This window comes from Nocardioides mangrovi (assembly GCF_020073815.1).
GTDB lineage: Bacteria > Actinomycetota > Actinomycetes > Propionibacteriales > Nocardioidaceae > Nocardioides > Nocardioides mangrovi.
Map to the genome: position 1 here is coordinate 17,811 of NZ_JAIQZJ010000003.1, position 25,421 is coordinate 43,231.

The window sequence follows — 25,421 nt, forward strand, 5'->3', positions numbered from 1 at the left end:
GCGTTGACTGGCCCGCGTGACCCTGACCGCCGTCCCCACCGTCGCCGCCGGCCGCCGGTGGGCGATGCTCGGGGCGAGCACGCTCGCCCAGGTCGCCAGCGCGGTGATGATCCACGGCCCGGCGTTCCTCATCCCGAGCCTGCACGCCGACGGCATGAGCCTCGCCGAGGCCGGACTCGTCGCGGCCGCACCGACGGTCGGCGTGATGCTCACCCTGGTCGCGTGGGGCGCGGTCACCGACCGGCGTGGCGAGCGCTTCGTCCTCCTCACCGGCCTCTCCATCACCGTCCTGGCCGGGGTCGCGAGCGCGCTGACCAGCGGCACCGCCGCGCTCGTCCTCACCCTGCTCCTCGCGGGCGGCGCCGCCGCGACCACGAACGTCGCCGGCGGCCGCGTCGTCGTCGGCTGGTTCCCGCCGGACCGCCGCGGCCTCGCGATGGGCATCCGGCAGATGGCCCAGCCGGTGGGCGTCGGCATCGCCGCCATCTCGGTCGCGGTCGTCGCGGACGCCGCCGGGCCCCACGCCGCGCTCTGGATCCCCACCGTCGCCTGCGCGGTCGCCGTGGTGCTGGTCGGCGCGGTCGTCGTCGACCCGCCCCGGCCGGACGCCGCCGACCCGGTGGCCGCGGTCAACCCCTACCGGCAGGACTCCTTCCTGGCCCGGGTCCACGGGGTGTCGGTCCTGCTGGTCGTGCCGCAGTTCCTCATCTGGACCTTCGCCCTCGTCTGGCTGGTGCAGGACCGCGACTGGCGCCCGGCCGCCGCCGGCACCGTCATCGCGGTCGCCCAGGTGGCCGGGGCGCTGGGCCGGATCGCCGCCGGCCACCTCTCGGACCGGGTGCACAGCCGGATGCGGCCCCTGCAGTGGGTGGCGATCGCAGCCGCCGCGACCATGGCCCTCCTCGGCCTGGCCGCGGCGCTCGACCTCGCCGTCGCGGTCGTCCTGGTCGTCGTCGCCACGGTCGTCACCGTGGCCGACAACGGGCTCGCGTTCACGGCCGTCGTGGAGCGCGCCGGGCCGTTCTGGTCCGGCCGCGCGCTCGGCGTGCAGAACACCGCGCAGTTCCTCGCGGCCTCGGCCGTCCCGCCGCTCGCCGGGCTGGCGGTCACGCACATCGGGTACGCCGCGGCGTTCGGCCTCGCCGCGCTCTTCCCGCTCGTGGCCGCGCCGCTGGTGCCGGTCCGCGAGGAGCGGCCGCTCGGCTGAGCGTGAAGGATGCCCGATCGGGTACGGCTCCCCCAGGAACGTCGGGGGACGTCCGAGGAGGAAACCCATGACCCTGGTGCTGCTCGTCCTGATCGTCGTCGTGATCGTCGTCGTCGCGGTGGCCGTCGCCGCCGTCGTCACCACCAACCGCCGCCGCGACCGTCACCGCGAGGAGGCCACGCAGCTGCGGGCGCGGGCCGCCGAGCAGGGCGGCACCGTCGGCGCGCTGCGGCACGACGTGGCCGCCGCCGAGAGCCGCGCAGAGATCACCCGCGCCGAGGCGGAGCGCGCCGAGCAGGAGGCCGACGAGGCACGCCGGAGCCTGGCGATGGAGGAGGCACGGCAGGAGGACGTGATCCGGGACGCCGACGCCGTCGACCCGGACGTCGACCACCGCTCCGCGGACTACCAGCCGGGCAGCGGGACGCACCGCAAGGCCTGACCGTCCGGGTGGCCGTAGCCTTCGGCCATGAGCCAGGTGCCGGCGGCCACGCGCGCGCTCCGCGTGCTGCGCTTCCTGGCCGGGCAGCCCGACCCCGTGCCGCTCGACCGGATCATGCGCGCCTGCGAGCTGCCGCGCAGCACGGCGTACCACCTCCTCAACGCGATGATCGAGGAGGGCTTCGTCGTCCACCTGGCCGACGAGCACCGCTACGGCCTCGGGGTCGCGGCCTTCGAGGTCGGCAGCGGCTACGCCCGCCAGGAGCCGCTGCAGCGGATGGCGCGCCGTCCGCTCGCCGCGCTGGTCGACCGGACCGGCCACTCGGCCCACCTGGCGATCCTGCACGGCCGGGAGGTGCTCTACGTGATCGAGGAACGCGCGCCCGGTCGGCCGCCGCTCGTGACCGACGTCGGCGTCCGGCTGCCGGCGCACCTCACCGCGAGCGGCCGGGCCATCCTCGCGCGGCTGCCACCGACGCAGGTGCGCGCGCTCTACGCGTCGCCGGAGGACTTCGTCGACCGCAACGGCCGCGGCCCGCGGCGGCTGAGCGAGCTGCGCGCGATCCTCACCGACACCCGCAACCGCGGTCACGCCACCGAGCACGGCGAGATCACGACGGGGCTCGCGAGCGTGGCCGTCGCGGCGGTCGACCACAACGGCCACCCGGTCGCCGCGGTCGCCGTCACCTACCCCGAGGACGCCGGCGCCGAGCACCTCGCGGAGGCGGTGGGGGCGACCGCCTCCGCACTCTCCCGCCGGATCGGCGGACAGCCCGCATCGCGGTAATCGGTGCGACCCCGGCCCGGCGATCCGGGAGGATGGGCCGGCCATGCCGACCACCTCCGCCCGCGCCTCGCTGGGCCTCCTGCAGATCTCCCTCGCGGGCGTGCTGTGGGGCACCGGTGGCCTCGCGGTCCACGTGATCCGCGAGGCCGAGCCGCTCTCCGTGGTCACGATCAGCGCCTGGCGGATGCTCATCGGGGCCGTGGCGCTCCTCGCGATGGTCGCGCTCGCCCGCCAGCTCGGCGACCTGCGCGAGCTGGTCCGGCGCCGGCCGGGCCGCGTCGTCGTCATCGGCGTCGCGACCGCGACCTACCAGGCGCTCTACTTCGCGGCCGTCGTCTGGGTCGGGGTGACCGTCTCGACGGTCGTGAGCCTCGGGCTGGCGCCGCTGATCGTGACCCTCGTCGAGAGCGTGCGGCGACGCCGCGCCCCCGGCTCGACCGACGTGCTGATCCTGGCCGCCGCCCTGGTCGGGCTCGTCCTGGTCAGCGTCTCAGCCGGCTCGGCCGGCGGCCCCCACCCGGTCCTGGGCGTGCTCGCGTCGATCGGCTCCGGCACGGCGTACGCGCTGACGACGGTGGTCGGTCACGGACTGGCCCAGTCGACCGGCCCGCTCTGCCTCGCGACCGCGAGCACCTCGGTCGGCGCCCTCGCGCTGGCCCCGCTCGCCGTCGGTGCCGGTGTCGGCGGCGGCGCGCTGACCGACCCGGTCGTCGCGGGGACGCTCGTCTACCTCGGCGTGCTCACGATGGGCATCGCCTACCTGCTCTTCTACGCCGGGCTGCGCACCGCGCCGGGCAGCTCGGCCGTCATCGCGACGCTGCTCGAGCCGCTGACCGCGGCGGTGCTCGCCGCCCTGCTGCTCGACGAGCGGCTCGGGGCCGCGGGCGTGCTCGGCGGCGTGCTGATCCTGGCCGCGGTGGCCGGCCTCGGCCGGAGGCCGGCCACCGCGCTGGACGTCAGCCCAGCCCCCTAGTCCTGCGTCTCAGCGCAGCGCCTTGACCAGCGCCGTCAGCTTCTTCGACGGCGTCCTCGACCAGTCACCGGTCATCGCCACGATCGAGATCCGGTTGGCGTCGAGCGCCGTGGTGTCGGCGTTCTTGTTCGTCGACTTCCGGTCGCTCGGGATGCCGAGGGAGTACGTCGCGCCCTCGGTGGTCGTCGCGCCGTTCCAGGTCATGTCGAGCATGTCGCCGTTGCCGAGCACGTTGAGGGCGGGCTTGCCCTGCTTCTCGTCCGCGCCGACGTAGGGGAAGTTGACGTTGAGCAGCGTCGACGGCTTCAGCAGGCCGGCGCCGCGGAGCTTGCCGATCAGCGTGACCGCGAAGGCCGCGCCGGGGGTGTACGTCGGGCAGTTGACGCCCGACACGGCGCACGGGATGAGGTCGAACTGCTCGCTGAAGGCGATCGCCGGCCGGCCGAACTCGTGCGCGGTCACGGCGGCGCTCGTCGTGCCGCTGTGGAAGACGCCGATGCCGGCGTTCTGGCCCCAGTTGATGCCGCTCAGCACCAGGTCGGGGCCGGCGGGCCAGTAGGTCGCGGGCAGGAAGTTCTGGATGCCGATCCGCACGGTGTCGGACGGCGAGGCGCTCGGCGACCCGGTCGTGCAGGTCATGTTGGAGTTGCAGACGCCGTAGACGGCGCCGCCCGCGCCGGCGTCGGCGCAGTCGCCGGCGTACGTCTCGGGCACCGATGCCGGCGTCACGGTCAGGCCGGTGGCGCGATCCGTGGTGATCCGGCCGCCCTGGCCGCTCTGCTGGCCCCACGGTCCGATCACGACCACGTCCGCGCCGGCGGCGCAGAGCGCCTTGCGCAGCTCGTAGAGGCCCTGGCCGTCGGAGCCGTCGGCCTTGGTGCCCTGCACCGAGTCGTCGTTGGTCAGCAGGATCTTGAGCCCCTTGACGGTGGCCGGCGGCTTGGCGGACTCCGCCGACGCGCCGACCTGGCCCGCGAGGAGCCCGGCGACGAGGACGGCGACCGCCCCGATCGCGATCCCGATCTTCCGATGACGTGCGTGCATGTGGTTGCCCTCCCTGAGCGGACCGCGGCTCCCGCGGCGTGTGACGCGCATCATATACATTTGTAGAACAGATTTAGAACATGTTCCAGTCCGGTGCGGGGAAGGAGGTGACCCCCGGCCGCGACCGTCGTTGGACCGGCGTCGCCGAACGAAGGATCACGCCCGTGCCCCAGCTGCGTCGTCACACCCGGGTCGCCCTCGCCGTGCTCACCGCCGGCGCCGTCCTCACCACCGGCGTCGCCCTCGGCGGCGCGACCGGGCTCCGCGAGGGCAGCCTCAACGCCCGCTACGCCTACGCCCAGAACGCGCTCGGCAGCCTGGCGGCCGACAAGAACGCGATCTCCCGGGCCGGCGAGCTCGGCGACAGCACCCACGACCCGACGAGCGCGGCCGAGAAGGCCCGGAGCACGGCGTACGTCGACCGGGAGCGCGCCCTGCCGGACCCGCAGCTGACCACGGTGCCGGTGATGCAGGAGCGGCGGGCGAGGCCGCAGGACCGCTACGCCATGGCCAACGGCTGCTACGCGCTGGCCGGCGACCCGATCTACTTCAAGCCGACCGACCTCGGCGACTACCTCCTCTACACCGCCGACGAGCAGTTCGTCGTCGCCGAGGGCGGCCGCGCCCAGGCCCCGAGCGCGGCCACCGTGTGGACGGCGCGGAAGAGCGCCGACGGCTTCACCTTCAGCAACGACGGCAGCCCGCTCAGCATCGACGGCGTCAGCGTCTTCGACCTGCGGACGACCAGCGGGTGCACCGACTACCCCGAGTCCCAGATCGACGTCGAGGGCGACCCGACCGCCGGCGTCACGCCCTACCAGGAGGTGCGCGGCTACGTCGACGCGCACACCCACGGCATGGCCTTCGAGTTCCTCGGTGGCGCGGCCCACTGCGGCAAGCCGTGGGACCAGTACGGCGCGCCGTACGCCCTGGTCGACTGCCCCGACCACACCGCCACGGGCGGGTACGGCGGGGTGCTCGAGAGCGTGCTCTCCGGCGAGCCGCACCACGACCCGGTCGGCTGGCCGACCTTCAAGGACTGGCCCGCGCCGGAGTCGCTGACCCACGAGGGCACCTACTACCGCTGGCTTGAGCGGGCCTGGCGCGGCGGGCAGCGGATCTTCGTCAACCTGCTCGTCGAGAACAACAAGCTCTGCCAGATCTACCCGCTGAAGAAGAGCCCCGAGTACGCCCGGTGCGACGACATGGTCACCGTCCGCCGCGAGGCGAACGACATGTACCAGATGCAGGACTACATCGACGCGCAGTTCGGCGGCCCCGGCAAGGGCTTCTACCGGATCGTGAAGAACCCCTTCCAGGCCCGGCGGGTGATCAACGAGGGCAAGATGGCCGTGATCATGGGCATGGAGACCAGCGTGCCCTTCGGCTGCACCATGAAGCTGGACGTGCCCCAGTGCGACATCGGGGACATCGCCGACCAGCTCGACAGCCTGAAGAAGCTCGGGCTGCGGCAGTTCGAGCTGGTCAACAAGTTCGACAACGCCCTCTCGGGCGTGGCCGGCGACAACGGCGCTGTCGGCGCGGCCGTCAACGCCGCGAACTTCCTCGAGACCGGCTCGTTCTGGGACATGCGCCACTGCGAGCCGGCCGACGGCGAGTCGCACGACCGCGACCAGGTCGCCGTACCGGAGATCTCCGGGGAGCAGCAGGACGCGCTCTTCGGCGCGGTCGCCGAGCTCTTCGGCGACCTGCACACCGCGCTCCCGGTCTACGGTCCGCCGCACCACTGCAACGCGCGCGGCCTGACCACGCTCGGCGAGTACACCATCAAGGCGCTCGCGCAGCGGCACCTGGTCTTCGACCCCGACCACATGAGCGTGAAGGCGCGCTCGGCCGCCCTCGACGAGATCGACGACCTCGGCTACCACGGCGTCGTCTCCAGCCACTCGTGGTCGACCCCCGACGCCTACCCGCGGATCTACCAGGAGGGCGGCTTCATCACGCCGTACGCCGGCGACTCGACCGGCTTCGTCGAGAAGTGGCGCGCGCACCAGGGCTGGGCGGACGAGCGCTACTACTGGGGCATCGGGTACGGCGCCGACATGAACGGCCTCGGCGCGCAGGGCGATCCCCGCGGCGCGGACGTGGCCAACCCGGTCACCTACCCCTTCACGGGCCTCGGCGGCGTCACCATCGACCAGCAGCACGCCGGCGAGCGGGTCTACGACATCAACATCGACGGCGTCGCGCAGTACGGCCTCTACCCCGACTGGATTGAGGACCTCACCCAGGTCGCCGACGCCGAGCACCCCGGCGACGGCGCGAAGATCCAGGACGACATGGAGCGCGGCTCCGAGGCCTACCTGCAGATGTGGGAGCGCGCCGTCGGCATCGCCCCCGACTCCTGCCGCAACCCGGAGCTCCGCAAGCCGGTCGCCCGGGTCTCGTCACTGGTCCACCGAGGCATGACCACGACGGCCGTGATGCGCGCCGTCGGCCAGCCCTACGAGCGGCTCGGGTCGACGTACACCTTCTGCGCACGGACGCCCTCGGACGCCCGGGTGACGATGACGGCGAGGTTCTCGAGGAGCGGGAAGGTCACCGCCCTCCGGCGGACCTGAAGTTACCTGCCGGTAGGATCCTTCTCACGCCGTCACGGGACTGACGTCGGGGGACGCTGGGAATAGAGTCCCTCGGACGCCGTACGGCGTTGCCCGACTGCCGTCGCCGAGTCGCTCAAGGGAGTCCCGCTCCATGCAGATCTTCGCCATCGTCGTCTCGCTGGCCGTCACGGTCGTCGCCGTGGCCGCCATGGTCGTGGCCGTCCGGCAGATGCTGGCCGTGCTCCGCCAGGGCCAGGCCGCACCCGGCCGCAGCGACGCGAAGGGTCCCCGCACCCTGACGATGCTCAAGGAGACCTTCCTCCACACGCGGATGCTCCAGTGGCACTGGGTCGGCATCATGCACTGGTTCGTCTACCTCGGCTTCATCGTGCTCAGCACGGCGGTGTTCACGGGCTACTTCCAGCTCTTCGACCCCGAGTTCGTGCTGCCGGTCATCGGTCACTGGTTCGTCTACGAGTGGGTGTGCGAGGCGCTCGGCGTGCTCAGCACGGTCGGCATCGTCTTCCTGATCGTCTACCGCCAGAAGCACCACCCGCGCCTCGAGGGCCGCAACAGCCGCTTCTTCGGCTCGACCTTCTGGCAGGCCTACTTCGTCGAGTTCATGGCCCTGCTCGAGGGCTCGGCGATCCTCTTCATCCGCGGCGCGGAGTGGAAGCTCGACGACGACGCGACCCGCTTCCACTTCCCGATCAGCTCCTACCTCGGCGACGTGCTCTACCCCGACGGTCACGACGCGCTCGAGAACATCGTCGTCGTCATCGCGATGATCAAGATCCTCTCCGCGATGGTGTGGCTGATCGTGATCGCCCGCAACCTGACGATGGGCGTCGCCTGGCACCGCTTCACGGCGTGGTTCAACATCTGGTTCAAGCGCGACGCGACCGGTCGTACGGCGCTCGGCGCGGTCAAGCCGCTGACCTCCGGCGGCAAGGCGATCACGCTCGACGACATCGACGACCTGGACGAGGACACCCGGCTCGGCGTCGGCGCGATCGAGGACTTCAGCTGGAAGGGCATCCTCGACTTCACGACCTGCACCGAGTGCGGCCGCTGCCAGTCGCAGTGCCCCGCCTGGAACACCGAGAAGCCGCTCTCGCCGAAGCTGCTGATGATGGGCCTGCGGGAGGCGGCGTACGCCCAGGCCGGCGCGCCGGCCCACGCTGAGCCCAAGGCGCTGATCGGCAAGACCGACGCCGATGAGGCGCTCGGCTCCGGCGCCGAGGTGACCGACTGGTTCTACAACCCGACCGACGGCGACTTCGTCATCGACGAGGACGTGCTGTGGTCCTGCACCTCGTGCGGCGCCTGCGTCCAGCAGTGCCCGGTCGACATCGAGCACGTCGACCACATCATCGACATGCGCCGCTACCAGATCCTGGTGGAGTCCAACTTCCCCGCCGAGCTCAACGGCCTCTTCAAGGGCCTGGAGAACAAGGGCAACCCCTGGAACATGTCGCCCTCGGCCCGCCTCGACTGGGCCAAGGACCTGCCCTTCGAGGTCAAGGTCGTCGGCGACTCGATCGAGTCGCTCGACGAGGTCGACTGGCTCTTCTGGGTCGGCTGCGCCGGCGCCTACGAGGACCGCGCGAAGAAGACCACCCGCGCCGTCGCCGAGCTGCTCGACATGGCCGGCGTGTCCTTCGGGGTGCTCGGCAACGGCGAGACCTGCACCGGCGACCCGGCCCGCCGCGCCGGCAACGAGTTCGTCTTCCAGGGCCTCGCCCAGCAGAACGTCGAGACCTTCCAGGAGTACCGGGTCAAGAAGGTCGTCTCGACCTGCGCCCACTGCTTCAACACGCTCAAGAACGAGTACAAGGAGTTCGGCGTCGAGCTCGAGGTCGTGCACCACACCCAGCTGCTCAACCGGCTGGTGCGTGAGGGCAAGCTGACCCCGGTCAACGACGGCGCCGGCGCCCACAAGCGCACGATCACCTATCACGACCCCTGCTACATCGGCCGCCACAACGGCGTCTACTCGCCGCCGCGCGAGCTGCTGCAGGTGCTGCCCGGTGCCGAGTTCGCCGAGATGGAGCGCAACTCCGAGCGGTCCTTCTGCTGCGGCGCCGGTGGCGCCCGCATGTGGATGGAGGAGAAGCTCGGCTCGCGGATCAACGTCAACCGCACCGAGGAGGCGGTCGGCACGGGTGCCGACCAGATCGCGGTCGGCTGCCCCTTCTGCCGGGTGATGCTCTCCGACGGCCTCACCGCCCAGCAGGCCAAGGGCGAGGCGCGCGAGGAGGTCGAGGTCCTCGACGTCGCGCAGATGCTGCTCGCCTCGGTCAAGGGCGAGATGGCCACCAAGCTCGCGCCCGGCGCGGGTGCCGCCGCGGCTCCGGCCGCACCGGCCGAGGCGAAGTCGGCCCCCGCCGAGCAGCCCGCCGAGCAGCCCGTCGAGACCAAGGCCGAGCCGGAGGCCGGCGACGAGACCATCACCGAGGACACCGTGGTGGAGACCGCGGACGCCGGCCCGGCTGCGAAGGCCTCGGGCGGCTCCTCGCTCTTCGACGACGCGGGCTCGATGTTCGACGAGCCCGCCGAGGCGAAGGCGGAGCCCGCGACCGCCAGCGAGGACAAGGCCCCCGCCGAGGAGGCGCAGGCCGCGAAGCCGGCGTCCTCCGGTGGTTCCCTCTTCGACCTGGGTGGCGACGACGCACCCGCCGCGGAGCCCGAGAAGAAGCCCGAGCCCGAGGCGAAGGCGGAGCCCGAGGAGAAGCCTGCTGCGAAGCCGGCCTCCTCCGGCGGCTCGCTGTTCGACATCGCCGCGGACGAGCCGGCCGAGGCGCCGAAGGCCGAGGCGAAGGCGGCCGAGCCCGCCGCCGAGAAGCCCACGGAGAAGCCCGCCGCGGAGCCCCAGGCCGACCTCGGGTCGGGCGGGTCGCTCTTCGACCTCGCCGCCCCAGAGCCGGAGGCCCCGAAGGCCAAGGCCGCTCCCGAGCCGAAGCCGGCAGCAGAGCTCGAGCCGGCAGCAGAGCCCGAGCCGGTGGCCGACGAGAAGCCGGAGCCCGCCGCAACGGCGCCCGCTCCGACGTCCTCGATCCCCGAGGGCGGCTCGCTGTTCGACATCGCTGCCCCCGAGCCCGAGGCCCCGCAGGCGAAGGCCGAGCCCACCCCGGAGCCCGAGCCGGAGCCGGAGCCCGAGCCCGAGCCCGAGCCCGAGCCCGAGCCGGAGCCGCAGGACGAGGCGACCGACGAACCCGAGGAGAAGCAGGCGCCGAAGACCGAGTCCGCCCCGGCGCCGACCGCGACGATCCCGGAGGGCGGCTCGCTCTTCGACATCGCCGCCCCCGAACCGGAGGCCCCGCAGGCGAAGGCCGAGCCCACCCCGGAGCGCGAGCCGGGGCCCGAGCCCGAGCCGGAGTCCGAGGCCGAGCCCGAGGCGAAGCCCGAGCCGGAGCCGGAGCCGGAGCCGGCGGCGACGTCCGGTAAGCCGGACCCGACCGCGCTGAGCGCGGCGGCCACCTCGGCGGCGGCCCGCTCGGACGCGGAGCCGGCAGCAGAGGATCCCGAGGACTCGGCGGAGCCTGAGCCGGAGCCCGAGCCGGAGCCGGAGCTCGAGGAGGCAGCGGAGCCGGAGGAGCCCGAGGAGAAGCCGCAGCCCAGCGGCGAGGCCCACCAGCCGAAGACCGACGCCGACATCCACGGCGCCGGCTCGCTCTTCGACCTCTGACCCGCTCACCCGGGGGGTCGTCAGCCGATACCCGCCCGACACGCCGTACCCACCCGGCGCGTCGGGCGGGTTTCCCCGGGCGACCGGGGAAACCCGCTGCTCTCACCATCCGCGCGTAGCGTCGGCTCCGAACAGGAGCTGACATGGATCCCCGGGAGTACCGCGACGCACGGTGGCACTCGCTGCTGCGCGAGGCGGAGGACCTCGGGGTCGCGCCGGAGGAGGCGCCGGGGCTGGTCGAGGGGGTCCTCGGCAGCCAGGAGCGCCGGATCCGCCGGTCGGCCGACCCCGACCCGCTCGTCCGCGAGGCACTCCACGACGCGGTCGACCCGCGGCCGGCGGGCCGGGGCGGCCGGAGGGTGCTGGCCGTCGGTGCGGCCCTCGCGCTGCTCGTCGGCGGCGGCACGGCCTACCGCGAGCTGACCCGACCCGACCCGCCCGGCGACCAGCTGCGCGGCGACCAGGTCCCGTCCCTCTTCGGGTACGACGGACCGACCGCGGCCCAGGTGCTCAAGGACCGCGGGATGCGGGTCCACCTGCAGCCGTTCCAGTCCTGCGAGGTGCTCGACCGGGTGACCGGGGCCGACCCGCCGACGGGCACGCCGTACCACCGCGGCGACCCGATCACGGTCTACACGGCGCTGCCCTCCGACATCACCTGCCTGACCGACTACCAGGACCGCGCGACGGCCTGGGCGTTGCTCGACTTCGCGAACGGCCGCGGGCGCGCGCCGCGGTTCGCCCACCACGTCGTCGTGTACGGCGGGGACGGGCAGCGGCTGCTGCTCACGCGCCGGGCGGCCGGCCACCGGGAGGCCTGGGAGCCCAGCGGCGTGCTCGACGGCCTCCGCGCCGCGTCGGACGCGGTCAGCCTGGCCACCACCGAGCCCGCGACGTACGCCGTGCCCGCGATCCGCATCGTCCCGGCGACCACCGGGCTCGGGAGCTGCGCGGCTCCCGGTCCGACGGTCACCGGGTCGCACGATGCGTTCTCGGTGCTGATCCAGCCACCGGACCGCCAGGGGTGCGGCGTCCGGCTCACCGTCTACCGCGACGGTCGGGCGATCGTCGCGGTGGCGTACTACCCGGTGGCCTAGCCGGCGTTCTGACCGTCGGCGGACTCGTGGTGCGCCGGCACCTTCACCGGGCGCAGCCGCGCCCACGCGAGGAAGATGACGCCGACCACGAGCATCGCCAGGCCGGCCCACAGGTTGGCGCTGGCGTCGCCGGTGCCGTTGTCACCGGCTCCGAAGATCCCCATGACGGTGAGGATGATCCCGTAGAGGCCGACCAGGCCGCCGATGACGTTGCGGATGTCGAAGGCGCCGGCCGTGTGCTGCTTGCTGGGCATGTCGCGCTCCCGTCAGAAGAGGAAGTTGAGGATGATGACGAGGACCAGGGCGATGCCGGCGAGGGGCATCGTGCGCTGGTACCACGGATGCGAGGCCTCCTCGGGGTCGACGAGGTCCTCCTTCGGCGTCTCGGAGTAGACGAGTCCGCGCAGCTCGGCCGCCGGCTTGGGTTGGGTCCCCATCGAGACCACGATGCTGAGGACGATGTCGACCACGAAGGCCGCACCGGCCGCGACGAACGATGCGCCCTGGCCGCTCAGCGAGAGCACGCCGGTGCTCCACGACCCGAAGGCGTCCTCGCTGAGGAAGGCGACGATCACCGCGGCGATGGTGCCGGACGAGAGACCGACCCAACCGGCGGTCGCGGTCATCCGCTTCCAGAACATGCCGAGGATGAAGGTCGCGAAGAGCGGGGCGTTGAAGAACCCGAAGAGCGTCTGCAGGTAGTTCATGATGTTCGAGAAGTTCGACGCCAGCTGGGCGGTGAAGATCGCGATCACCGTCGCGGCGACGGTCGCCCAGCGACCGACCCGCAGGTAGTAGCCGTCCTCCTTGTCCTTGACGACGTAGCGCTGCCACAGGTCGTAGGACATGACGGTGTTGAACGCCGAGATGTTGGCCGCCATGCCGGCCATGAAGGCGGCCAGCAGGCCGGCGATCGCCACGCCCAGCAGGCCGTTGGGCAGCAGGTCGCGCATCAGGTAGATGAGCGAGTCGTTGAAGGTCACCGTGCCGCCGGCACCACCGGACACGGCCTGCCCTTCCTTGGTCTTGACGATCTCGGTGACGAGGACGGCGGCGATCATGCCGGGCAGGATCGTGATGAAGGGGACGAACATCTTCGGGTAGGCACCGATGATCGGCGTCTTGCGGGCCGAGGAGATCGAGTCGGTCGCCATCGCGCGCTGGACCTCGACGAAGTTGGTGGTCCAGTAGCCGAAGGACAGCACGAAGCCGAGGCCGAAGACGATGCCGACGATCGACCAGAAGTCCGAGGAGAAGCCGGTCAGCGCGGTGCCCGGCCACGAGTTGAGCTGCTGGTCGGCGGTCGCGGAGCCGCCGACGCCGGCGTTGGCGGTGATCTTGTCCTTCAGGCCGTCCCAGCCGCCGACCTCGTGCAGGCCGAGGATCGTCAGCGGCAGCAGCGCGGCGACGATCACGAAGAACTGGAGCACCTCGTTGTAGATCGCGGCGCTCAGGCCGCCGAGGGTGATGTAGGAGAGGACGATGATCGCGGCGACGATCAGCGCGAGGGTGAGGTTCCAGCCGAGCAGCGCGTTGATGATGCTGCCGAGCAGGTAGAGGTTGATGCCCGCGATGAGCAGCTGCGCGACGGCGAACGAGATCGAGTTGACCAGGTGCGCACCGGTGCCGAACCGCTTGAACATGAACTCCGGGACCGAGCGGACCTTCGACCCGTAGTAGAAGGGCATCATCACGACGCCCAGGAAGAGCATCGCCGGGATCGCGCCGATCCAGAAGTAGTGGACGGCCGGGAGGCCGAACTGCGCACCGTTGGCCGACATGCCCATGATCTCGACCGCGCCGAGGTTGGCGGAGACGAAGGCGAGACCCGTGACCCAGGCCGGCAACGACCGCCCGGACAGGAAGAAGTCGAGGGAGTCGGAGACCTGGCGTCGAGCCAGGAGACCGATCCCGAGGACCACCGCGAAGTAGAGAGCGACGATCACGTAGTCGACGGCGCTCGCATCGATGATCGTGCTCGAGAGGACGGTCGGACCGCTCATCAGAGGCCTTTCAGATCCGGGGGCAGGGCCATCAGATCTGGTCCCCCGTTGTGATCGACAACAAACCTCTGCCACCACGCGGACGCCATCTGACACCACTTTCTGCTTGACGTGACATCACGGTGATGTCATCGTGGTGCACATGGACATCACGCCGTACGTCGAGGGCCTGCGCCGCGACCTGCTCGCGGCCGCCGACGCCGCCGGCCCCGAGGCCCGCGCGGTCACCGAGCGGCTCGCCTTCGCCCTCGATCCCGCCGCCCGGCTGGCCCTGATGGAGGCGGTCTCGCAGGCCGCCGCCGAGATCACCGCGGAGATGCCGGCGGGCGGCGTCGACGTCCGGCTGCAGGGCCGCGAGCTCGAGTTCTCCGTCCAGTCGCCGCCGGCGGCTCCGACGCCTCCGCCTCCCCCGGCACCGCCGGGCGCCCCGGGCGCGGAGGAGGCCGACGAGGACGGCAACGTCGCCCGGATCACGCTCCGGATCCCCGAGTCGGTCAAGACCCGGGCCGAGGAGCTGGCCGCCCGCTCGGGCCACTCGCTCAACACCTGGCTGGTCAACGTGGTCCGCGCCGCCACCCGCGGCGACGGCGCGATCAACGTCGACATCGACCTGTCCAGCATCCCGTTCCTGTCCGGCGGCGGGAACGACCCCTTCCACAACAAGAGCGGCACCCGCCGCATGACCGGCTGGGTGTAGCCGACACCCGCCCCCTCCACCCCCCACCTCGGGACCGGCGCACGGCCGGCCCCGTGGATCCGCACACCCTCACGCAGGAGACCGCGATGACCGAGCACCACTTCGACACCCCGCAGCCCGTCGAGCTGTTCACCGAGATCGGCAAGGGCTCCGTCGCCATCGACGCGACCGACACCGGCGAAACCACGGTCGTCGTGGTGGGCCGCGACGCCGACCAGGTCGCCGTCCGCCAGGACGGCCGCCAGGTCAGCGTGGTCGCGCCCCGTCAGCGCGGCGGCTTCTTCGGCGGCGACAGCCGCCTCGACGTCCGCATCACGCTCCCGACGGACAGCAACGCCGTGGTCCGCACCGGCAGCGCCGACATCACCGCCACCGGCACCCTCGGCACCGTCCAGCTCAAGAGCGGCTCGGGCAACGTCCGCTGCGGTACGGCGACCGGCCCGCTGCTCGCGGAGACCGGCTCCGGCGACGTCCGGGTCGACGAGGCCCAGGGCCCGCTGAAGGTGAAGAGCGGGTCCGGCGACATCCTCATCGGCCGCGCCGACGGCACCGTCACGGTCTCCACGGGGTCCGGGGACGTCCGGATGCACGCCAGCCACGGCACCACGGTGGTGAAGACCGGCTCGGGCGACCTCGAGGTCCGCGAGTCGACCGGCGACGTCACGCTCAACACCGGCTCGGGCGACCTCGTCGTCGCGCGCGCCGAGCGCGGCCGGGTCAGCATGAAGGGCGCCTCGGGCGACGTGACCGTCGGCGTACCCCCGGGCGTGCCCGTGTGGACCGACATCTCGACGGTCACCGGCGACATCCGCTCCCAGATCCAGGGCGCCGGCGAGCCGCAGGACGGCGCCGACCACCTCGAGGTCCGCGCCCGCACCGTCAGCGGCGACATCGTCCTCACCCAGGCATGAGCACCGACAGCCCCACGACCACCAGCGACCCCACCAGGAGGCACCCCATGGAGTTCAGCAGCGTCACCCTCAACGCCGAGCTCGCTCGCCAGGAGCTGCGCGAGCGCACCGCCCACGCCACCGAGCCGCGGATCCCCGCGACCGCCTACCGGCACCTGCTCGCCCAGCGGCTGCGCCGGGTCGCCGACCGGATCGACACCTGATCCGGCGTCAGCCCTTCATCGCGACGCCACGACGCCAGTAGCCCATGAAGGCGACCTGGCGGCGGTCGAGCCCGAGGTCCTTGACCAGCGCACGGCGCAGGCCGGTGACCACCTGGGACTCGCCCGCGATCCAGGCGTAGACGTCGTCGAGGTCGTGGCCGACCACCGTCATCGCGGTGTCGACGTCCTCGCCCGAGGAGGAGTACGTCGGGGTCTCCCACAGGTCGGGGTCGACCTCGTCGACCTCGTCGGCCTCTCGGGGCAGCGCGGCCGAGGCGCCGAGGTGGTCGAGGACGGCCGGGTGCAGCCGGGTCCCGTGCGCGCCACCCTCGCGGGCCAGCCAGACGACCCGGACCCCCTCCGGGTGCTGAACGGTCAGCACATCGGCCGCCGTCGGCACCTCGAGGAACGCCGCGCCGGTCGCCGACCAGGGCAGCTGCTCGAGCACCGCGCAGATCGCCGGCACCGCGGTCTCGTCGCCGGCGAGCAGCAGGCGGCGCGCCGTCCCGGGGTCGAACTCGATGCCGCCGTAGACCTGGCCGCGGCGCGGCGCGAGCACCACCACGCGGTCGCCGACGCGGGCGTCCGCCGCCCAGGCGCAGCCCGGTCCGGGCTCACCGTGGTCGTCGGCGTGCACGACGATGTCGACGACCAGCCGGGTGTCGACGTCCTCGCCGACGACGTCGCGGATCGTGTAGGTCCGCATGTGTCCGCGCTCGTCATCGGGGAGCGCCAGCCACGCGGCGTACCAGTCCTCGGCGGCGAAGCGCGGCAGCGGGCCGCGCGGCTGGCCCGGGAAGATCAGCTTGATCCGCTGGTCGTAGGTCGGGCCGTCGACGCCGAAGTCGGCCAGGCAGCGGCCGCCCAGCTCGACCCGCACGAAGGTCGGGGACAGCCGCTCGACCCGGACCACCTCGACCTCGTCGAGGATCATCGGGAGCGGCTGCGCGGTCGTCGTCATGTAAGTAAGGCTAACCTAACTTCCACGACGGTCCAGGGGCGGTCCTAGATCTGGGTGCGGTGGAAGTTCTGGAAGGACCGCGACGGCGTGGGGCCGCGCTGGCCCTGGTAGCGGGAGCCGTACTTCTCCGAGCCGTAGGGGTGCTGGCTGGCCGAGGTGAGCTGGAAGAAGCAGAACTGGCCGATCTTCATGCCCGGGTAGAGCTTGATCGGCAGCGTCGCGACGTTGGCCAGCTCGAGGGTGACGTGGCCGGAGAAGCCGGGGTCCACGAAGCCGGCGGTCGCGTGCGTCAGCAGGCCGAGGCGGCCGAGCGACGACTTGCCCTCCACGCGGGCCGCGATGTCGTCGGGCAGCGTCACGACCTCGTACGTCGAGCCCAGCACGAACTCGCCCGGGTGCAGGATGAACGGCTCGTCGCCGTCCGGCTCGACCTCGCGGGTCAGGTCCGACTGGTCGGCCGCAGGGTCGATGTGCGGGTACTTGTGGTTCTCGAAGACCCGGAAGAAGCGGTCCAGGCGCACGTCGATCGAGGAGGGCTGCAGCATCGCCGGGTCCCAGGGGTCCATCGCGATGCGGCCGGCGTCGATCTGGGCCAGGATGTCGCGGTCTGACAGCAGCACGCTGGCACCCTACCGGTGGCCGCGCCGCGCCCGGCGGGACAATGACGCAGTGAGCTTCCAGCGGTACGTCGCGATCGGCGACTCCTTCACCGAGGGCGTCGGCGACGCCGACCCGACCCGGCCCAACGGCGTGCGCGGCTGGGCCGACCGCGTGGCCGAGGTGCTCGCCGCCGCGGACCCGGCCTTCGGCTACGCCAACCTCGCGATCCGCGGTCGCAAGCTCGGCCCGATCCTCGACGAGCAGCTCGAGCCGGCCCTCGCCCTCGAGCCGGACCTGGTCACCGTCTACGCCGGCGCGAACGACATCATGCGGCCGCGGGTCGACGTCGACGCGCTCGTGGATCGGTACGACGGCGCGCTGGGCCGGCTGGCCGCGACCGGCGCCCGGGTGGTCGTCTTCACGGCGTTCGACCCCGGCGGCTCGGCGATCTACCGGCCGCTGCGCGGTCGCTTCGCCCTCTACAACGAGCTGGTCCGCGCGGCCGTCGCCCGGCACGGCGCGACCCTGGTCGACTACTGGAACCTCCGCGAGTACCGCGACTGGCGCTACTGGGACGCCGACCGGATGCACATGGGCCCGGCCGGTCACCAGCGGATGGCGATCGCGGTGCTCGACACCCTCGGCGTACCCCACCACCTCGAGCCGCTGCCCCTGGTCGACGCGCCCGCACCCACCCGTGCCGAGCAGCGCCGCGAGAACCTCACCTGGGTCCGCGAGATGGCGATCCCGTGGGTGCACCGCCGGCTCACCGGCCGCTCCTCCGGCGACGGTCTCGACCCGAAGCGTCCGACGCTCGCGCCGATCGACTAGGATTCCCGCGTCCCGCAAGGGACGTGCGGATGTAGCTCAGTTGGTAGAGCGCGACCTTCCCAAGGTCGATGTCGCGAGTTCGAGTCTCGTCATCCGCTCCAGCTCCTCACCCACCCCGCCCCCGCGATATGTAACGCGGAGTTATCGAGCCTGCTGAGCCGGCACAACGGGGCGAGGGATGCCGTAACTCCGCGTTACATGCCGGCCCGGCGCCCGCGCGAGCCGCCTGTGACAATTGGTTCAGTTGACGATCCATGTGACGATTGGGACGAACACACCCTTCCCCGTCTGTGTCTCGAGGTCCTCGGATGTCCCGCCCCCGCCCCCGCACCATCGCGATCGGCGCGCTGATCGTCCTCCTCGCCGTCGCCCCCTTCGTCCCCCGCGGCTCGCACCACGACGACGGCTCGATCCTCCCGTCGGGTGACGGCAACGGCAGCGACTCCGCCCTGCGCCCGGCGATGACCGCGGGTACGTCGCGGATCACCCCGGCCATGCAGCGCGAGATCGACCAGGTCGTCGCCCAGGGCCAGCGCGTGGGCCGGCTGGGCAAGGCCTCCGCCAACCAGCTGGTCGACGACGCCGTGCGCTGCGCGGACCTGGACGGCCAGCGCTACTGCCTCGGCTTCGGCTGGACCCAGGACACCCAGGCGCAGGTCCAGGCGCGGATGGCACGCGCGGCGCGCACCGCCGCCAAGATGCCCGCCCGGATCAACACCGGCGACCTCGGCCCGGCCGCGTCGCTGGCGCGCTACGCGCGGATGAGCCCGGCCGACCGCGCGGCCGCCGACCGGGCCGAGCTCGAGGACGCGGCCCGCTCGGTCGCCAAGGTCTGGCTGCTGCGCCACGAGATCCAGGGCGAGGCGCTGCCCGCGGACTTCCTCGCCGACCACCCCGAGGCCCGGGCCGCGACCGCGACCACCCCGGCCGACCTGTCGACGGACGCCCCGGCGACCGCCGCCCGTACCAAGGCCACCTCGAAGCCGAGCGCGACGCCCACGGCCACGGCCACCCCCACGACGAAGACGACGAAGAAGCCGACCGCCACCCCCACCGCGACCGCGACGCCCACGAGCACCACGTCGGCGGCGGCCACCAAGAAGGCCTCGGACTACCCGCGCCGGTCGGTGATCATGAACCCCCAGCACGTCTCCGAGCAGCACATGACCTACTGGTGCGGTCCGACGTCGATGCAGATGATCGCCTGGGGCTGGGCCGGCAAGGCCCGCAGCCAGCAGCACTGGGCCGACAAGCTCGGCACCACCACCGGCGGCACCGCGATCACCTCCATGGTGCGCGTGACCAACCGCTACACCGGGTGGGACAACCCCGCCCGCGCCGGCCGCTACATCACCCTCGACATCGGCTCGTGGTCCTACCAGAAGTGGTGGCTGCTGATGATGCGGCACATCCACGACTACCGGGCGCCGGTGATCCTGCACCCGATCCTGCTCAAGAAGTTCTACCCCTACCTCGACGACGACGCCTCCGGGCACTTCCAGGTGGGTCGCGGCTACGACAAGCGCGGCAAGAAGCCGGACCAGCTCGGCTACTTCGAGCCGTGGAACCAGCAGCGCTTCGACCCCTCCGAGCCCTACATCTCCCGGGTCCAGTGGCGCGCGGCCTACAAGAGCTACCGCGCCAACCAGGCCCACTTCCAGCACAACGTCGGGGTCTGATGCGCCTCCGGTACGCCGTACCCGTCGCCGCCCTGGCGCTCGTCCTGGCCGGCTGCGGCGGCAGCGACGAGTCGCCGGCCTCCTCGGACACCACCCCGACGCCGACGTCGCCGCCGACGTCGAGCGCGACCACTCCCAGCGGATCGCCGACCACCGAGAGCTCGCCGACGGCCGAGCCGGACGGCGGCACCGCCGACGCCCCCGAGCAGCTCGAGGCCTCCGAGCAGCTGCTCAGCTGGCAGCCCGTCGAGGTGCCGCTCAAGGACGCGGTGACCCGGCACGGCTCGTGGATGCTGACCGTCGCGGGCAGCGGCGGCAGCGCGACCCTGCAGGGCGAGGACGGGTCCACCCGGTACGCCGCCAGCGGCCGGCGGGTCTCGGACGCGCTGCTCGACGACGACTGGGCCGTGGTGGTGCTCCAGGACCGCACCGAGTCCCAGCCGTCCGTCGCCCGGATCACCGAGCTGGGGACCGGGAAGACCTGGGAGCTCGACGGCGGCTCCGACGTCCCCACCGTCAACGGCGGCACCTGGGCGCTCGACGACGACACCCTCGTGCACGCGACGGTCGCGAACGGCGCCTACTGCCTGGCCTCCGTCGACCTCGAGAAGCAGACCTCCAGCGTCGGCTGGTGCGCCCCGAAGCGGCACGGCTTCAACGCGGCCCATGTCACCGACGCCGGCACCGCGGTGCTGTCGTTCGACGACTCCCGGCCCTCCTGTCGCACGGTCGTCGCCCTCGACGGCGCGAGCGCGACCCCCTTCCCCGGCGTCCACGACTGCTCGGCGTGGGAGGGCCTCGTCACCGATGACGGCGCCGTCTGGTCGGTGATCCCGCAGGAGCGCCAGGTCGAGAAGGCGCACTTCTACGCGCGCGTCGGCCAGGGCTACTACGACCTCGGCCCCGGCACCGCCGGCACGCTGACCTGGTGCGACGACGCGGCGTACTTCGTCCGCGACCCGCAGCAGGACGGCGCCGCGGCCGCGCTGATGCGCTGGACCGCCGACGACGGGCTGAGCATCGCCTACCAGTCGCCGAAGGGGCAGGCCTTCCTCGAGGACCCGCGCTGCGGCGGCGACGCGCTCACCGTCACGGCCCGCACCTCCTCCGGCGACGAGCAGGTCACCACCGATCTCTAACCTGGAGGGGTGACCGATGCGTTCTCCGGCTTCCCCGTCGCCGCCCTCGACTTCTACGACGACCTCGAGGTCGACAACACCAAGTCCTTCTGGGAGAAGCACAAGGCGGTCTACACCGAGAGCGTGAAGGCGCCGATGACGGCGCTGTGCGCGGCGCTCGAGCCCGAGTTCGGCGCCGCCAAGATCTTCCGGCCCTACCGCGACGTCCGCTTCGCGAAGGACAAGACGCCGTACAAGACCCACCAGGGCGCGTTCGTCCGGGTCGGCGAGGCGACGGGCTGGTACGTCGAGGTCTCGCCGCGCGGCGTCCGCACCGGCGGCGGGTTCTACGAGGCGAGCGGTCCGCGGCTCGCGGCCTTCCGCGAGGCGGTCGCCCACGACCGCTTCGGGCCCGAGCTGGAGAAGATCCTGAGGACCGTGGAGAAGAAGGGCTTCGAGATCGGCGGCGAGCGGCTCAAGACCACGCCGCGCGGGTACGACGCGGACCATCCTCGGATCGAGCTGCTGCGCCACAAGTCGCTGGTCGCCGGGCACCAGCTCGGCTTCGAGCCGGTGATCCACACCCCCGAGCTCCTCGACCTCGTCCGCGCCGACTGGCAGGCGGTCCGCCCGCTCGTCGAGTGGTGCGCGCGGCACGCGGCCGTCTGAGTCCTACCCCTGCCGGAGCACGCGCGCGATGAAGGTGTCGAGGTTGTCGCGGAGCCGGGCGACCTTCTCCTCGACGGTCAGCGTCTCGTAGACGATCGGGCCGGCGTCGGAGCGCCTGCCGCGGACGTAGAGCGAGCAGGCCAGGTCCGAGCACATGTAGGTGCCGGACGAGTTGCCCTGCTGGCCGGCCCGGCCGGCCCGGGGCGCCACCATCAGCGAGACCGAGCCGGAGCGCATCGTCATGCAGAGCGCGCACATGCTCGAGCGCCGGATCGTCCCGGAGTTGGGGGCGCGCAGCACGACGCCGCGGAGCTCGCCGCCGTGCTCGGCGACGAGGTAGCCGCGCAGCGGCGCCTGCGGGTCGCGCCAGCCGAGGTAGTCGAGCTCGTCCCAGGGCCGTTCGGCGAGGTCGGCGGGCAGGTTGATCCGCTTCGCCTCGCCCTTCGAGCAGTTGACGAAGCTGGCGCGGACCTCGGGCTCGAGCAGCGGCTTCATGCCCTCCACGGTAGGTTTCCTATAGGCTTTAGGCAAATCCCTATGAGATGGAGGAATCATCGATGCCACGAGCGGGCCTGACCAGCGACCGGGTCGTCCGCGCCGGCGCCGAGCTCGCCGACGAGGTCGGCCTCGACGACGCGACCGTCTCCGCGCTCGCCCGGCAGCTCGGCGTGAAGGTCGCCAGCCTCTACGGGCACGTCGACGGTGCGACCGGCCTCCAGGAGGGGATCGCCCGGCTCGCCCTCGACGAGCTCGCGGACCGCGCCGCCGAGGCCATCGCCGGCCGGTCGGGCCGCGACGCGCTGGTCGCCTTCGCGTCGGCGTACCGCGACTACGCCCGCCAGCACCCGGGCCGGTACGCCGCCACCCGGCTCCGGGTCGGTCCGGACAGCCCGGTCGTCGAGGCCGGTCGCCGGCACGCCGACCTCACCCGCGCGGTGCTCCGCGGCTACGCCCTCGAGGAGTCCGACACCGTGCACGCCGTGCGGCTCCTGGGCAGCACCGTCCACGGCTTCACCGACCTGGAGCTCGGCGGCGGCTTCGACCACAGCGAGCCCGCACCCGAGGAGAGCTGGGCCCGCACCCTCGACGCGCTCGACGCGACCCTGCGGTCGTGGGCGATCAGCCCGCCGGGGTGAAGCTCGCCATCGTCCGGTCCGGCTCCCAGAAGGCCTTCATCGAGGCGACCCGGCCGTCGTCGTGGATGACGTAGACCATGATCAGGTCGGTCGTCGTGTGGCTGCCGTCGGGGAACGAGGTCCTGATCCGGCCGATGTTCGCGCAGGTGTTGCTGCCGGGGTTGGCGAAGGACTCGTAGATCTCGAACTCGAACGTCGCGATCGGCGCGATCGCCTTCTCCCAGAAGGCCGCGATGCCCTCGTGACCGCGGTGTCCCTTGCCCTCCGGGTCGAACATCGACGGCCCGACCGGGTCCTCGATCACGGCGTCCTCGGCGTAGACGGTCAGCCACTCGGCGAGGTCGCCCTTCGCCACGGCGGAGTAGGAGCGTTGCGACGCCGCCCGGGCCGGGTGGTCGTCGTTCGGCGCGGTCCAGGTGATGGCGTCCGACGTGATCATGACCGCATCCTAGAACACGTTCTTGTTTCGACGGCTCGACCACCGAAGACTCGACAACCGAAGACCGGCGGTCACCCGGATTTCACCGATCGTCCGCACGCGGGTGCGAGCGTGACGACATGGCCAAGCGCAAGGCGTACCTGCACATCGGCCCGACGCAGAGCGGCGGCGACTTCCTCGACTCGGCCCTGGCCGAGCACGCCCCCGCCCTCGAGGACGCGGGCCTCCGACACCCGGCCATCTCGGCCGAGGAGATGTTCCGCGCGGCGATCGAGATCCGCCGCGACCACCGGGCGTGGGGCTACGAGCGCCGCGAGGTCGAAGGCGTGTGGGCCGGCATCTGCCGCCGCGCCTGGAAGGGGAAGAAGAACGTCGTCTTCAGCCAGGACCTGCTCGCGGGCTGCACCGGCGCCCAGGTCGACCTGCTGCTCGACGGCCTGCACGGCTTCCAGGTCCACGTCGTCGTGACCGGCACCGAGGTGCCTGTCGCGTGGGCGCCCGTCGTCAAGCCCGAGCGCCTCCACGTCATCGAGGTCCCCGACACGGATGCCGAGCAGGCCGTGTGGCTCGCCTTCGGCGAGATCGCCGGCTTCGACGCGAGCGCACTGCCGCTCTCGCCGGCCTGGTCGGCCCCGCGGCCCGAGCCGACCGACGTGCTCGCCGAGGTCGCGCGGCTGCGCGCGCACAACCGCGTGCTCGAGGAGCAGAACGCGAAGCTGACCCGCAAGAAGGACAAGCTCAAGCGGAAGCTCGCCGAGGCGGGCTGACGACTCAGTGCGGCTGCCAGGCGTCCTCGTCGGCGGTCCGCGACGTGACCGCGTCGGGCAGGCGACCGTCGGCGAGCTGCTGGATCGAGACGCTCTCGAAGACCTCGCGCAGCGAGCGGCGGCCCGCGATCCACACGTGCTGGAGCACGTCGGCCCGGTCGTTGTAGGTGACCGCCTCGGGGCGCAGGCCGTAGACCGAGACGAGCGGTCCGTCGACGGCGCGGATGACGTCGGCGACGGACACCTCCGCGGCCGGACGGCCCATCCGCCAGCCACCGGACTGGCCGCGCTGGGACATCACCACGCCCGCGCGACGCAGGTCGGCGAGGATCGCCTGGAGGAAGCCGTGCGGGATCTCCTGGAGGCGGCCGAGCTCCTCCGCGCTGACCGCGCGACCGTCCTCGCGCGAGGCCATCTCGATCAGCGCGCGCAGGGCGTAGTCGGACTTGGCGGAGACGCGCATGAGCCCAGTGTGTCAGATGTGTTGACTTGTTCAGTCGATCTTGAGGGGTACGTCGGCGACCGGACCGCCCGCCACCCGGACACTAGGCGGGCAGGTGCGCCCGGACCTGCCGGCGCGGGTCGTCGCTGCCGGCGCGCTCGGCCTGCTCGAGCTTGACGGCGTAGGAGACCCAGAGCACCCACAACGTGAAGACGACCGCGGCGATGAGCCCCAGGTTGAGGTCGGAGACACCCGTCTCGACCGCGAGCGTGCGGAGGTTGGTGAGCACGATGACCCCACCGGCCGCGACGCCGAGGACGCGCGGCGGCATGAACCTCACCAGCACCGCGGCGAGCGGCGCGGCCACGACACCGCCGACGAGCAGCGCCGCTGCGGCCGACCACTCGATGCCCTCGCGGCCCAGGGCGAGCAGGAAGCCGAGCGAGGCACCGAGCGTGACCACGAACTCCGCGGCGTCGACCGAGCCGACCACCTTGCGCGGCTCGAGCCGCCCCGAGGAGAGCATCGTCGTGGTGCCGACCGGGCCCCAGCCGCCACCGCCGACCGAGTCGAGGGCACCGGCGACGAGGCCGACCGGCGCGAGGAACCGCGCCGACGGCCGACCCTCGAAGCGGAGGTGGCGCAGGGTCAGGAAGCGCCAGGTGACGTAGCCACCGAGCGCCAGCAGGATGACCGCGACGGCCGGCACCGCGATGCTCGCGTCGACGCTGACCAGCAGCGTCGCGCCGGCGAAGGCGCCCACGAAGCCCGGCAGCGCGAGGATCCCGACGGTGCCCCAGTCGACGTTGCCCAGGGCGGCGTGCGAGGCGCCGGACGCGAGGGTGGTCGCGATCTCGGAGAAGTGGATCGCCGCGGACGCGGCCGCCGGGCCGAGCCCGCCGGCCACGAGCAGCGTCGCCGAGGTGACGCCGTAGCCCATGCCGAGCGAGCCGTCGACGAGCTGGGCAGCGAGGCCCACGAATGCCAGGATCACGAGCTTGCGCATGATGCGCCACCTTCGAAGAAGTAAGTCGATCGTTTTTATGTTCTTTGATCGACGGGCGCCTGTCAACCGCTGCGCGACCGGTCGGCACGATCCCCGGATTTGAAGTTGATTTGACCCTCTGTTGCGTCGGCGCTGACCCGCCGGCCGGGACCGTCGCC

Annotated in this window: 25 protein-coding genes and 1 tRNA gene; 17 read left to right on the forward strand and 9 right to left on the reverse strand. The window is 72.3% G+C overall.

Annotation, left to right across the window (positions count from 1 at the left end; translation table 11 throughout):
- Positions 1–16: 16 nt before the first annotated feature.
- The 4 genes from K8U61_RS06785 (at position 17) to K8U61_RS06800 (ending at position 3,408) form a co-directional block, all read left to right on the forward strand.
- Positions 17–1,207: an MFS transporter gene (locus K8U61_RS06785; RefSeq protein ID WP_224122236.1), complete on the forward strand. Its 1,191-nt coding sequence runs from the start codon at positions 17–19 to the stop codon at positions 1,205–1,207.
- A gap of 67 nt (positions 1,208–1,274) precedes the next feature.
- Positions 1,275–1,649 (forward strand): hypothetical protein, encoded by a 375-nt coding sequence (locus K8U61_RS06790; protein ID WP_224122237.1) that lies wholly within the window; start codon positions 1,275–1,277, stop codon positions 1,647–1,649.
- Between the two features lie 27 nt (positions 1,650–1,676).
- Complete coding sequence (locus K8U61_RS06795) at positions 1,677–2,435, forward strand: IclR family transcriptional regulator (protein ID WP_224122238.1); 759 nt, start codon at positions 1,677–1,679, stop codon at positions 2,433–2,435.
- 43 nt (positions 2,436–2,478) lie between these two features.
- The gene (locus K8U61_RS06800) at positions 2,479–3,408 is read left to right on the forward strand and encodes a DMT family transporter (protein ID WP_224122239.1); all 930 of its coding nucleotides are present in this window, start codon (positions 2,479–2,481) and stop codon (positions 3,406–3,408) included.
- A 9-nt stretch (positions 3,409–3,417) separates the two neighbouring features.
- Here the strand turns inward: K8U61_RS06800 and surE are convergent, their stop codons facing one another.
- Positions 3,418–4,452 carry a 5'/3'-nucleotidase SurE gene (gene surE / locus K8U61_RS06805; RefSeq protein WP_224122240.1) on the reverse strand — a complete coding sequence of 345 codons (1,035 nt, stop codon included), beginning with the start codon at positions 4,450–4,452 and terminating at the stop codon, positions 3,418–3,420.
- A 164-nt stretch (positions 4,453–4,616) separates the two neighbouring features.
- On the opposite strand from surE, the gene K8U61_RS06810 reads away from it, so the two are divergent.
- The 3 genes from K8U61_RS06810 (at position 4,617) to K8U61_RS06820 (ending at position 11,801) form a co-directional block, all read left to right on the forward strand.
- Positions 4,617–7,034: a hypothetical protein gene (locus tag K8U61_RS06810; RefSeq protein ID WP_224122241.1), complete on the forward strand. Its 2,418-nt coding sequence runs from the start codon at positions 4,617–4,619 to the stop codon at positions 7,032–7,034.
- A 133-nt stretch (positions 7,035–7,167) separates the two neighbouring features.
- Positions 7,168–10,704, forward strand: coding sequence for a (Fe-S)-binding protein (locus K8U61_RS06815; protein WP_224122242.1), 3,537 nt, complete (start codon positions 7,168–7,170; stop codon positions 10,702–10,704).
- A 143-nt stretch (positions 10,705–10,847) separates the two neighbouring features.
- On the forward strand, positions 10,848–11,801 hold the full coding sequence (locus K8U61_RS06820) for a hypothetical protein (protein ID WP_224122243.1): 954 nt from the start codon (positions 10,848–10,850) through the stop codon (positions 11,799–11,801).
- Here the strand turns inward: K8U61_RS06820 and K8U61_RS06825 are convergent.
- Positions 11,798–12,055 (reverse strand): hypothetical protein, encoded by a 258-nt coding sequence (locus K8U61_RS06825; protein WP_224122244.1) that lies wholly within the window; start codon positions 12,053–12,055, stop codon positions 11,798–11,800. The two genes, K8U61_RS06820 and K8U61_RS06825, sit on opposite strands and share 4 nt — an antisense overlap.
- 12 nt (positions 12,056–12,067) lie before the next feature.
- Positions 12,068–13,804 (reverse strand): sodium:solute symporter family protein, encoded by a 1,737-nt coding sequence (locus K8U61_RS06830; RefSeq protein ID WP_224122245.1) that lies wholly within the window; start codon positions 13,802–13,804, stop codon positions 12,068–12,070.
- A 142-nt stretch (positions 13,805–13,946) separates the two neighbouring features.
- On the opposite strand from K8U61_RS06830, the gene K8U61_RS06835 reads away from it, so the two are divergent.
- The 3 genes from K8U61_RS06835 (at position 13,947) to K8U61_RS06845 (ending at position 15,615) form a co-directional block, all read left to right on the forward strand.
- Entirely contained in the window at positions 13,947–14,501 is a 555-nt protein-coding gene (locus tag K8U61_RS06835; RefSeq protein WP_224122246.1) for a pilus assembly protein HicB, read from the forward strand.
- Between the two features lie 86 nt (positions 14,502–14,587).
- The gene (locus K8U61_RS06840; RefSeq protein WP_224122247.1) at positions 14,588–15,412 is read left to right on the forward strand and encodes a DUF4097 family beta strand repeat-containing protein; all 825 of its coding nucleotides are present in this window, start codon (positions 14,588–14,590) and stop codon (positions 15,410–15,412) included.
- A complete protein-coding gene (locus K8U61_RS06845; protein WP_224122248.1) occupies positions 15,409–15,615 on the forward strand; it encodes a hypothetical protein in 207 nt (68 codons plus the stop codon). The genes K8U61_RS06840 and K8U61_RS06845 overlap by 4 nt, the downstream gene beginning before the upstream one ends.
- A 7-nt stretch (positions 15,616–15,622) precedes the next feature.
- Here K8U61_RS06845 and K8U61_RS06850 read toward each other — a convergent pair whose 3' ends face one another.
- Together K8U61_RS06850 and dcd are read right to left on the reverse strand one after the other, a co-directional pair.
- Positions 15,623–16,576 (reverse strand): siderophore-interacting protein, encoded by a 954-nt coding sequence (locus tag K8U61_RS06850; protein ID WP_224122249.1) that lies wholly within the window; start codon positions 16,574–16,576, stop codon positions 15,623–15,625.
- A gap of 44 nt (positions 16,577–16,620) precedes the next feature.
- Positions 16,621–17,196, reverse strand: a complete 576-nt coding sequence (gene dcd, locus K8U61_RS06855; RefSeq protein WP_224122250.1) for a dCTP deaminase — start codon at positions 17,194–17,196, stop codon at positions 16,621–16,623.
- A 49-nt stretch (positions 17,197–17,245) separates the two neighbouring features.
- On the opposite strand from dcd, the gene K8U61_RS06860 reads away from it, so the two are divergent.
- The 5 genes from K8U61_RS06860 to K8U61_RS06880 all read left to right on the forward strand — a co-directional run bounded on the left by K8U61_RS06860 (position 17,246) and on the right by K8U61_RS06880 (position 21,473).
- A complete protein-coding gene (locus K8U61_RS06860) occupies positions 17,246–18,007 on the forward strand; it encodes an SGNH/GDSL hydrolase family protein (RefSeq protein ID WP_224122251.1) in 762 nt (253 codons plus the stop codon).
- 25 nt (positions 18,008–18,032) lie between these two features.
- A tRNA-Gly gene (locus K8U61_RS06865) sits at positions 18,033–18,108 on the forward strand.
- A gap of 207 nt (positions 18,109–18,315) precedes the next feature.
- Positions 18,316–19,686 carry a C39 family peptidase gene (locus tag K8U61_RS06870; RefSeq protein WP_224122252.1) on the forward strand — a complete coding sequence of 457 codons (1,371 nt, stop codon included), beginning with the start codon at positions 18,316–18,318 and terminating at the stop codon, positions 19,684–19,686.
- Complete coding sequence (locus tag K8U61_RS06875) at positions 19,686–20,825, forward strand: hypothetical protein (protein ID WP_224122253.1); 1,140 nt, start codon at positions 19,686–19,688, stop codon at positions 20,823–20,825. The genes K8U61_RS06870 and K8U61_RS06875 overlap by 1 nt, the downstream gene beginning before the upstream one ends.
- A 9-nt stretch (positions 20,826–20,834) precedes the next feature.
- Positions 20,835–21,473 carry a DUF2461 domain-containing protein gene (locus tag K8U61_RS06880; protein WP_224122254.1) on the forward strand — a complete coding sequence of 213 codons (639 nt, stop codon included), beginning with the start codon at positions 20,835–20,837 and terminating at the stop codon, positions 21,471–21,473.
- A 3-nt stretch (positions 21,474–21,476) separates the two neighbouring features.
- Here the strand turns inward: K8U61_RS06880 and K8U61_RS06885 are convergent, their stop codons facing one another.
- Positions 21,477–21,968 carry an FBP domain-containing protein gene (locus tag K8U61_RS06885; RefSeq protein ID WP_224122255.1) on the reverse strand — a complete coding sequence of 164 codons (492 nt, stop codon included), beginning with the start codon at positions 21,966–21,968 and terminating at the stop codon, positions 21,477–21,479.
- A 62-nt stretch (positions 21,969–22,030) separates the two neighbouring features.
- Between K8U61_RS06885 and K8U61_RS06890 the strand changes: the two genes are divergently transcribed.
- The gene (locus K8U61_RS06890; RefSeq protein WP_224122256.1) at positions 22,031–22,609 is read left to right on the forward strand and encodes a TetR/AcrR family transcriptional regulator; all 579 of its coding nucleotides are present in this window, start codon (positions 22,031–22,033) and stop codon (positions 22,607–22,609) included.
- Here the strand turns inward: K8U61_RS06890 and K8U61_RS06895 are convergent.
- Positions 22,593–23,048, reverse strand: coding sequence for a nuclear transport factor 2 family protein (locus tag K8U61_RS06895; RefSeq protein ID WP_224122257.1), 456 nt, complete (start codon positions 23,046–23,048; stop codon positions 22,593–22,595). The two genes, K8U61_RS06890 and K8U61_RS06895, sit on opposite strands and share 17 nt — an antisense overlap.
- Before the next feature lie 119 nt (positions 23,049–23,167).
- Between K8U61_RS06895 and K8U61_RS06900 the strand changes: the two genes are divergently transcribed.
- Entirely contained in the window at positions 23,168–23,815 is a 648-nt protein-coding gene (locus K8U61_RS06900; RefSeq protein ID WP_224122258.1) for a hypothetical protein, read from the forward strand.
- A gap of 4 nt (positions 23,816–23,819) precedes the next feature.
- Here the strand turns inward: K8U61_RS06900 and K8U61_RS06905 are convergent, their stop codons facing one another.
- Both K8U61_RS06905 and K8U61_RS06910 read right to left on the reverse strand, forming a co-directional pair.
- Complete coding sequence (locus tag K8U61_RS06905) at positions 23,820–24,278, reverse strand: RrF2 family transcriptional regulator (RefSeq protein ID WP_224122259.1); 459 nt, start codon at positions 24,276–24,278, stop codon at positions 23,820–23,822.
- An 82-nt stretch (positions 24,279–24,360) separates the two neighbouring features.
- A complete protein-coding gene (locus tag K8U61_RS06910) occupies positions 24,361–25,263 on the reverse strand; it encodes a sulfite exporter TauE/SafE family protein (protein ID WP_224122260.1) in 903 nt (300 codons plus the stop codon).
- Positions 25,264–25,421 lie beyond the last annotated feature (158 nt).

Excerpts from the sequence above, each read along its gene's own strand:
- K8U61_RS06790 (WP_224122237.1), top strand. The coding sequence starts at position 1,275 with ATGACCCTGGTGCTGCTCGTCCTGATCGTCGTCGTGATCGTCGTCGTC.
- K8U61_RS06795 (WP_224122238.1), top strand. The coding sequence starts at position 1,677 with ATGAGCCAGGTGCCGGCGGCCACGCGCGCGCTCCGCGTGCTGCGCTTC.
- K8U61_RS06800 (WP_224122239.1), top strand. The coding sequence starts at position 2,479 with ATGCCGACCACCTCCGCCCGCGCCTCGCTGGGCCTCCTGCAGATCTCC.
- surE (WP_224122240.1), bottom strand. The coding sequence starts at position 4,452 with ATGCACGCACGTCATCGGAAGATCGGGATCGCGATCGGGGCGGTCGCC.
- K8U61_RS06815 (WP_224122242.1), top strand. The coding sequence starts at position 7,168 with ATGCAGATCTTCGCCATCGTCGTCTCGCTGGCCGTCACGGTCGTCGCC.
- K8U61_RS06820 (WP_224122243.1), top strand. The coding sequence starts at position 10,848 with ATGGATCCCCGGGAGTACCGCGACGCACGGTGGCACTCGCTGCTGCGC.
- K8U61_RS06825 (WP_224122244.1), bottom strand. The coding sequence starts at position 12,055 with ATGCCCAGCAAGCAGCACACGGCCGGCGCCTTCGACATCCGCAACGTC.
- K8U61_RS06830 (WP_224122245.1), bottom strand. The coding sequence starts at position 13,804 with ATGAGCGGTCCGACCGTCCTCTCGAGCACGATCATCGATGCGAGCGCC.
- K8U61_RS06835 (WP_224122246.1), top strand. The coding sequence starts at position 13,947 with ATGGACATCACGCCGTACGTCGAGGGCCTGCGCCGCGACCTGCTCGCG.
- K8U61_RS06840 (WP_224122247.1), top strand. The coding sequence starts at position 14,588 with ATGACCGAGCACCACTTCGACACCCCGCAGCCCGTCGAGCTGTTCACC.
- K8U61_RS06845 (WP_224122248.1), top strand. The coding sequence starts at position 15,409 with ATGAGCACCGACAGCCCCACGACCACCAGCGACCCCACCAGGAGGCAC.
- K8U61_RS06850 (WP_224122249.1), bottom strand. The coding sequence starts at position 16,576 with ATGACGACGACCGCGCAGCCGCTCCCGATGATCCTCGACGAGGTCGAG.
- K8U61_RS06870 (WP_224122252.1), top strand. The coding sequence starts at position 18,316 with ATGTCCCGCCCCCGCCCCCGCACCATCGCGATCGGCGCGCTGATCGTC.
- K8U61_RS06875 (WP_224122253.1), top strand. The coding sequence starts at position 19,686 with ATGCGCCTCCGGTACGCCGTACCCGTCGCCGCCCTGGCGCTCGTCCTG.
- K8U61_RS06885 (WP_224122255.1), bottom strand. The coding sequence starts at position 21,968 with ATGAAGCCGCTGCTCGAGCCCGAGGTCCGCGCCAGCTTCGTCAACTGC.
- K8U61_RS06890 (WP_224122256.1), top strand. The coding sequence starts at position 22,031 with ATGCCACGAGCGGGCCTGACCAGCGACCGGGTCGTCCGCGCCGGCGCC.
- K8U61_RS06895 (WP_224122257.1), bottom strand. The coding sequence starts at position 23,048 with ATGATCACGTCGGACGCCATCACCTGGACCGCGCCGAACGACGACCAC.
- K8U61_RS06900 (WP_224122258.1), top strand. The coding sequence starts at position 23,168 with ATGGCCAAGCGCAAGGCGTACCTGCACATCGGCCCGACGCAGAGCGGC.
- K8U61_RS06905 (WP_224122259.1), bottom strand. The coding sequence starts at position 24,278 with ATGCGCGTCTCCGCCAAGTCCGACTACGCCCTGCGCGCGCTGATCGAG.
- K8U61_RS06910 (WP_224122260.1), bottom strand. The coding sequence starts at position 25,263 with ATGCGCAAGCTCGTGATCCTGGCATTCGTGGGCCTCGCTGCCCAGCTC.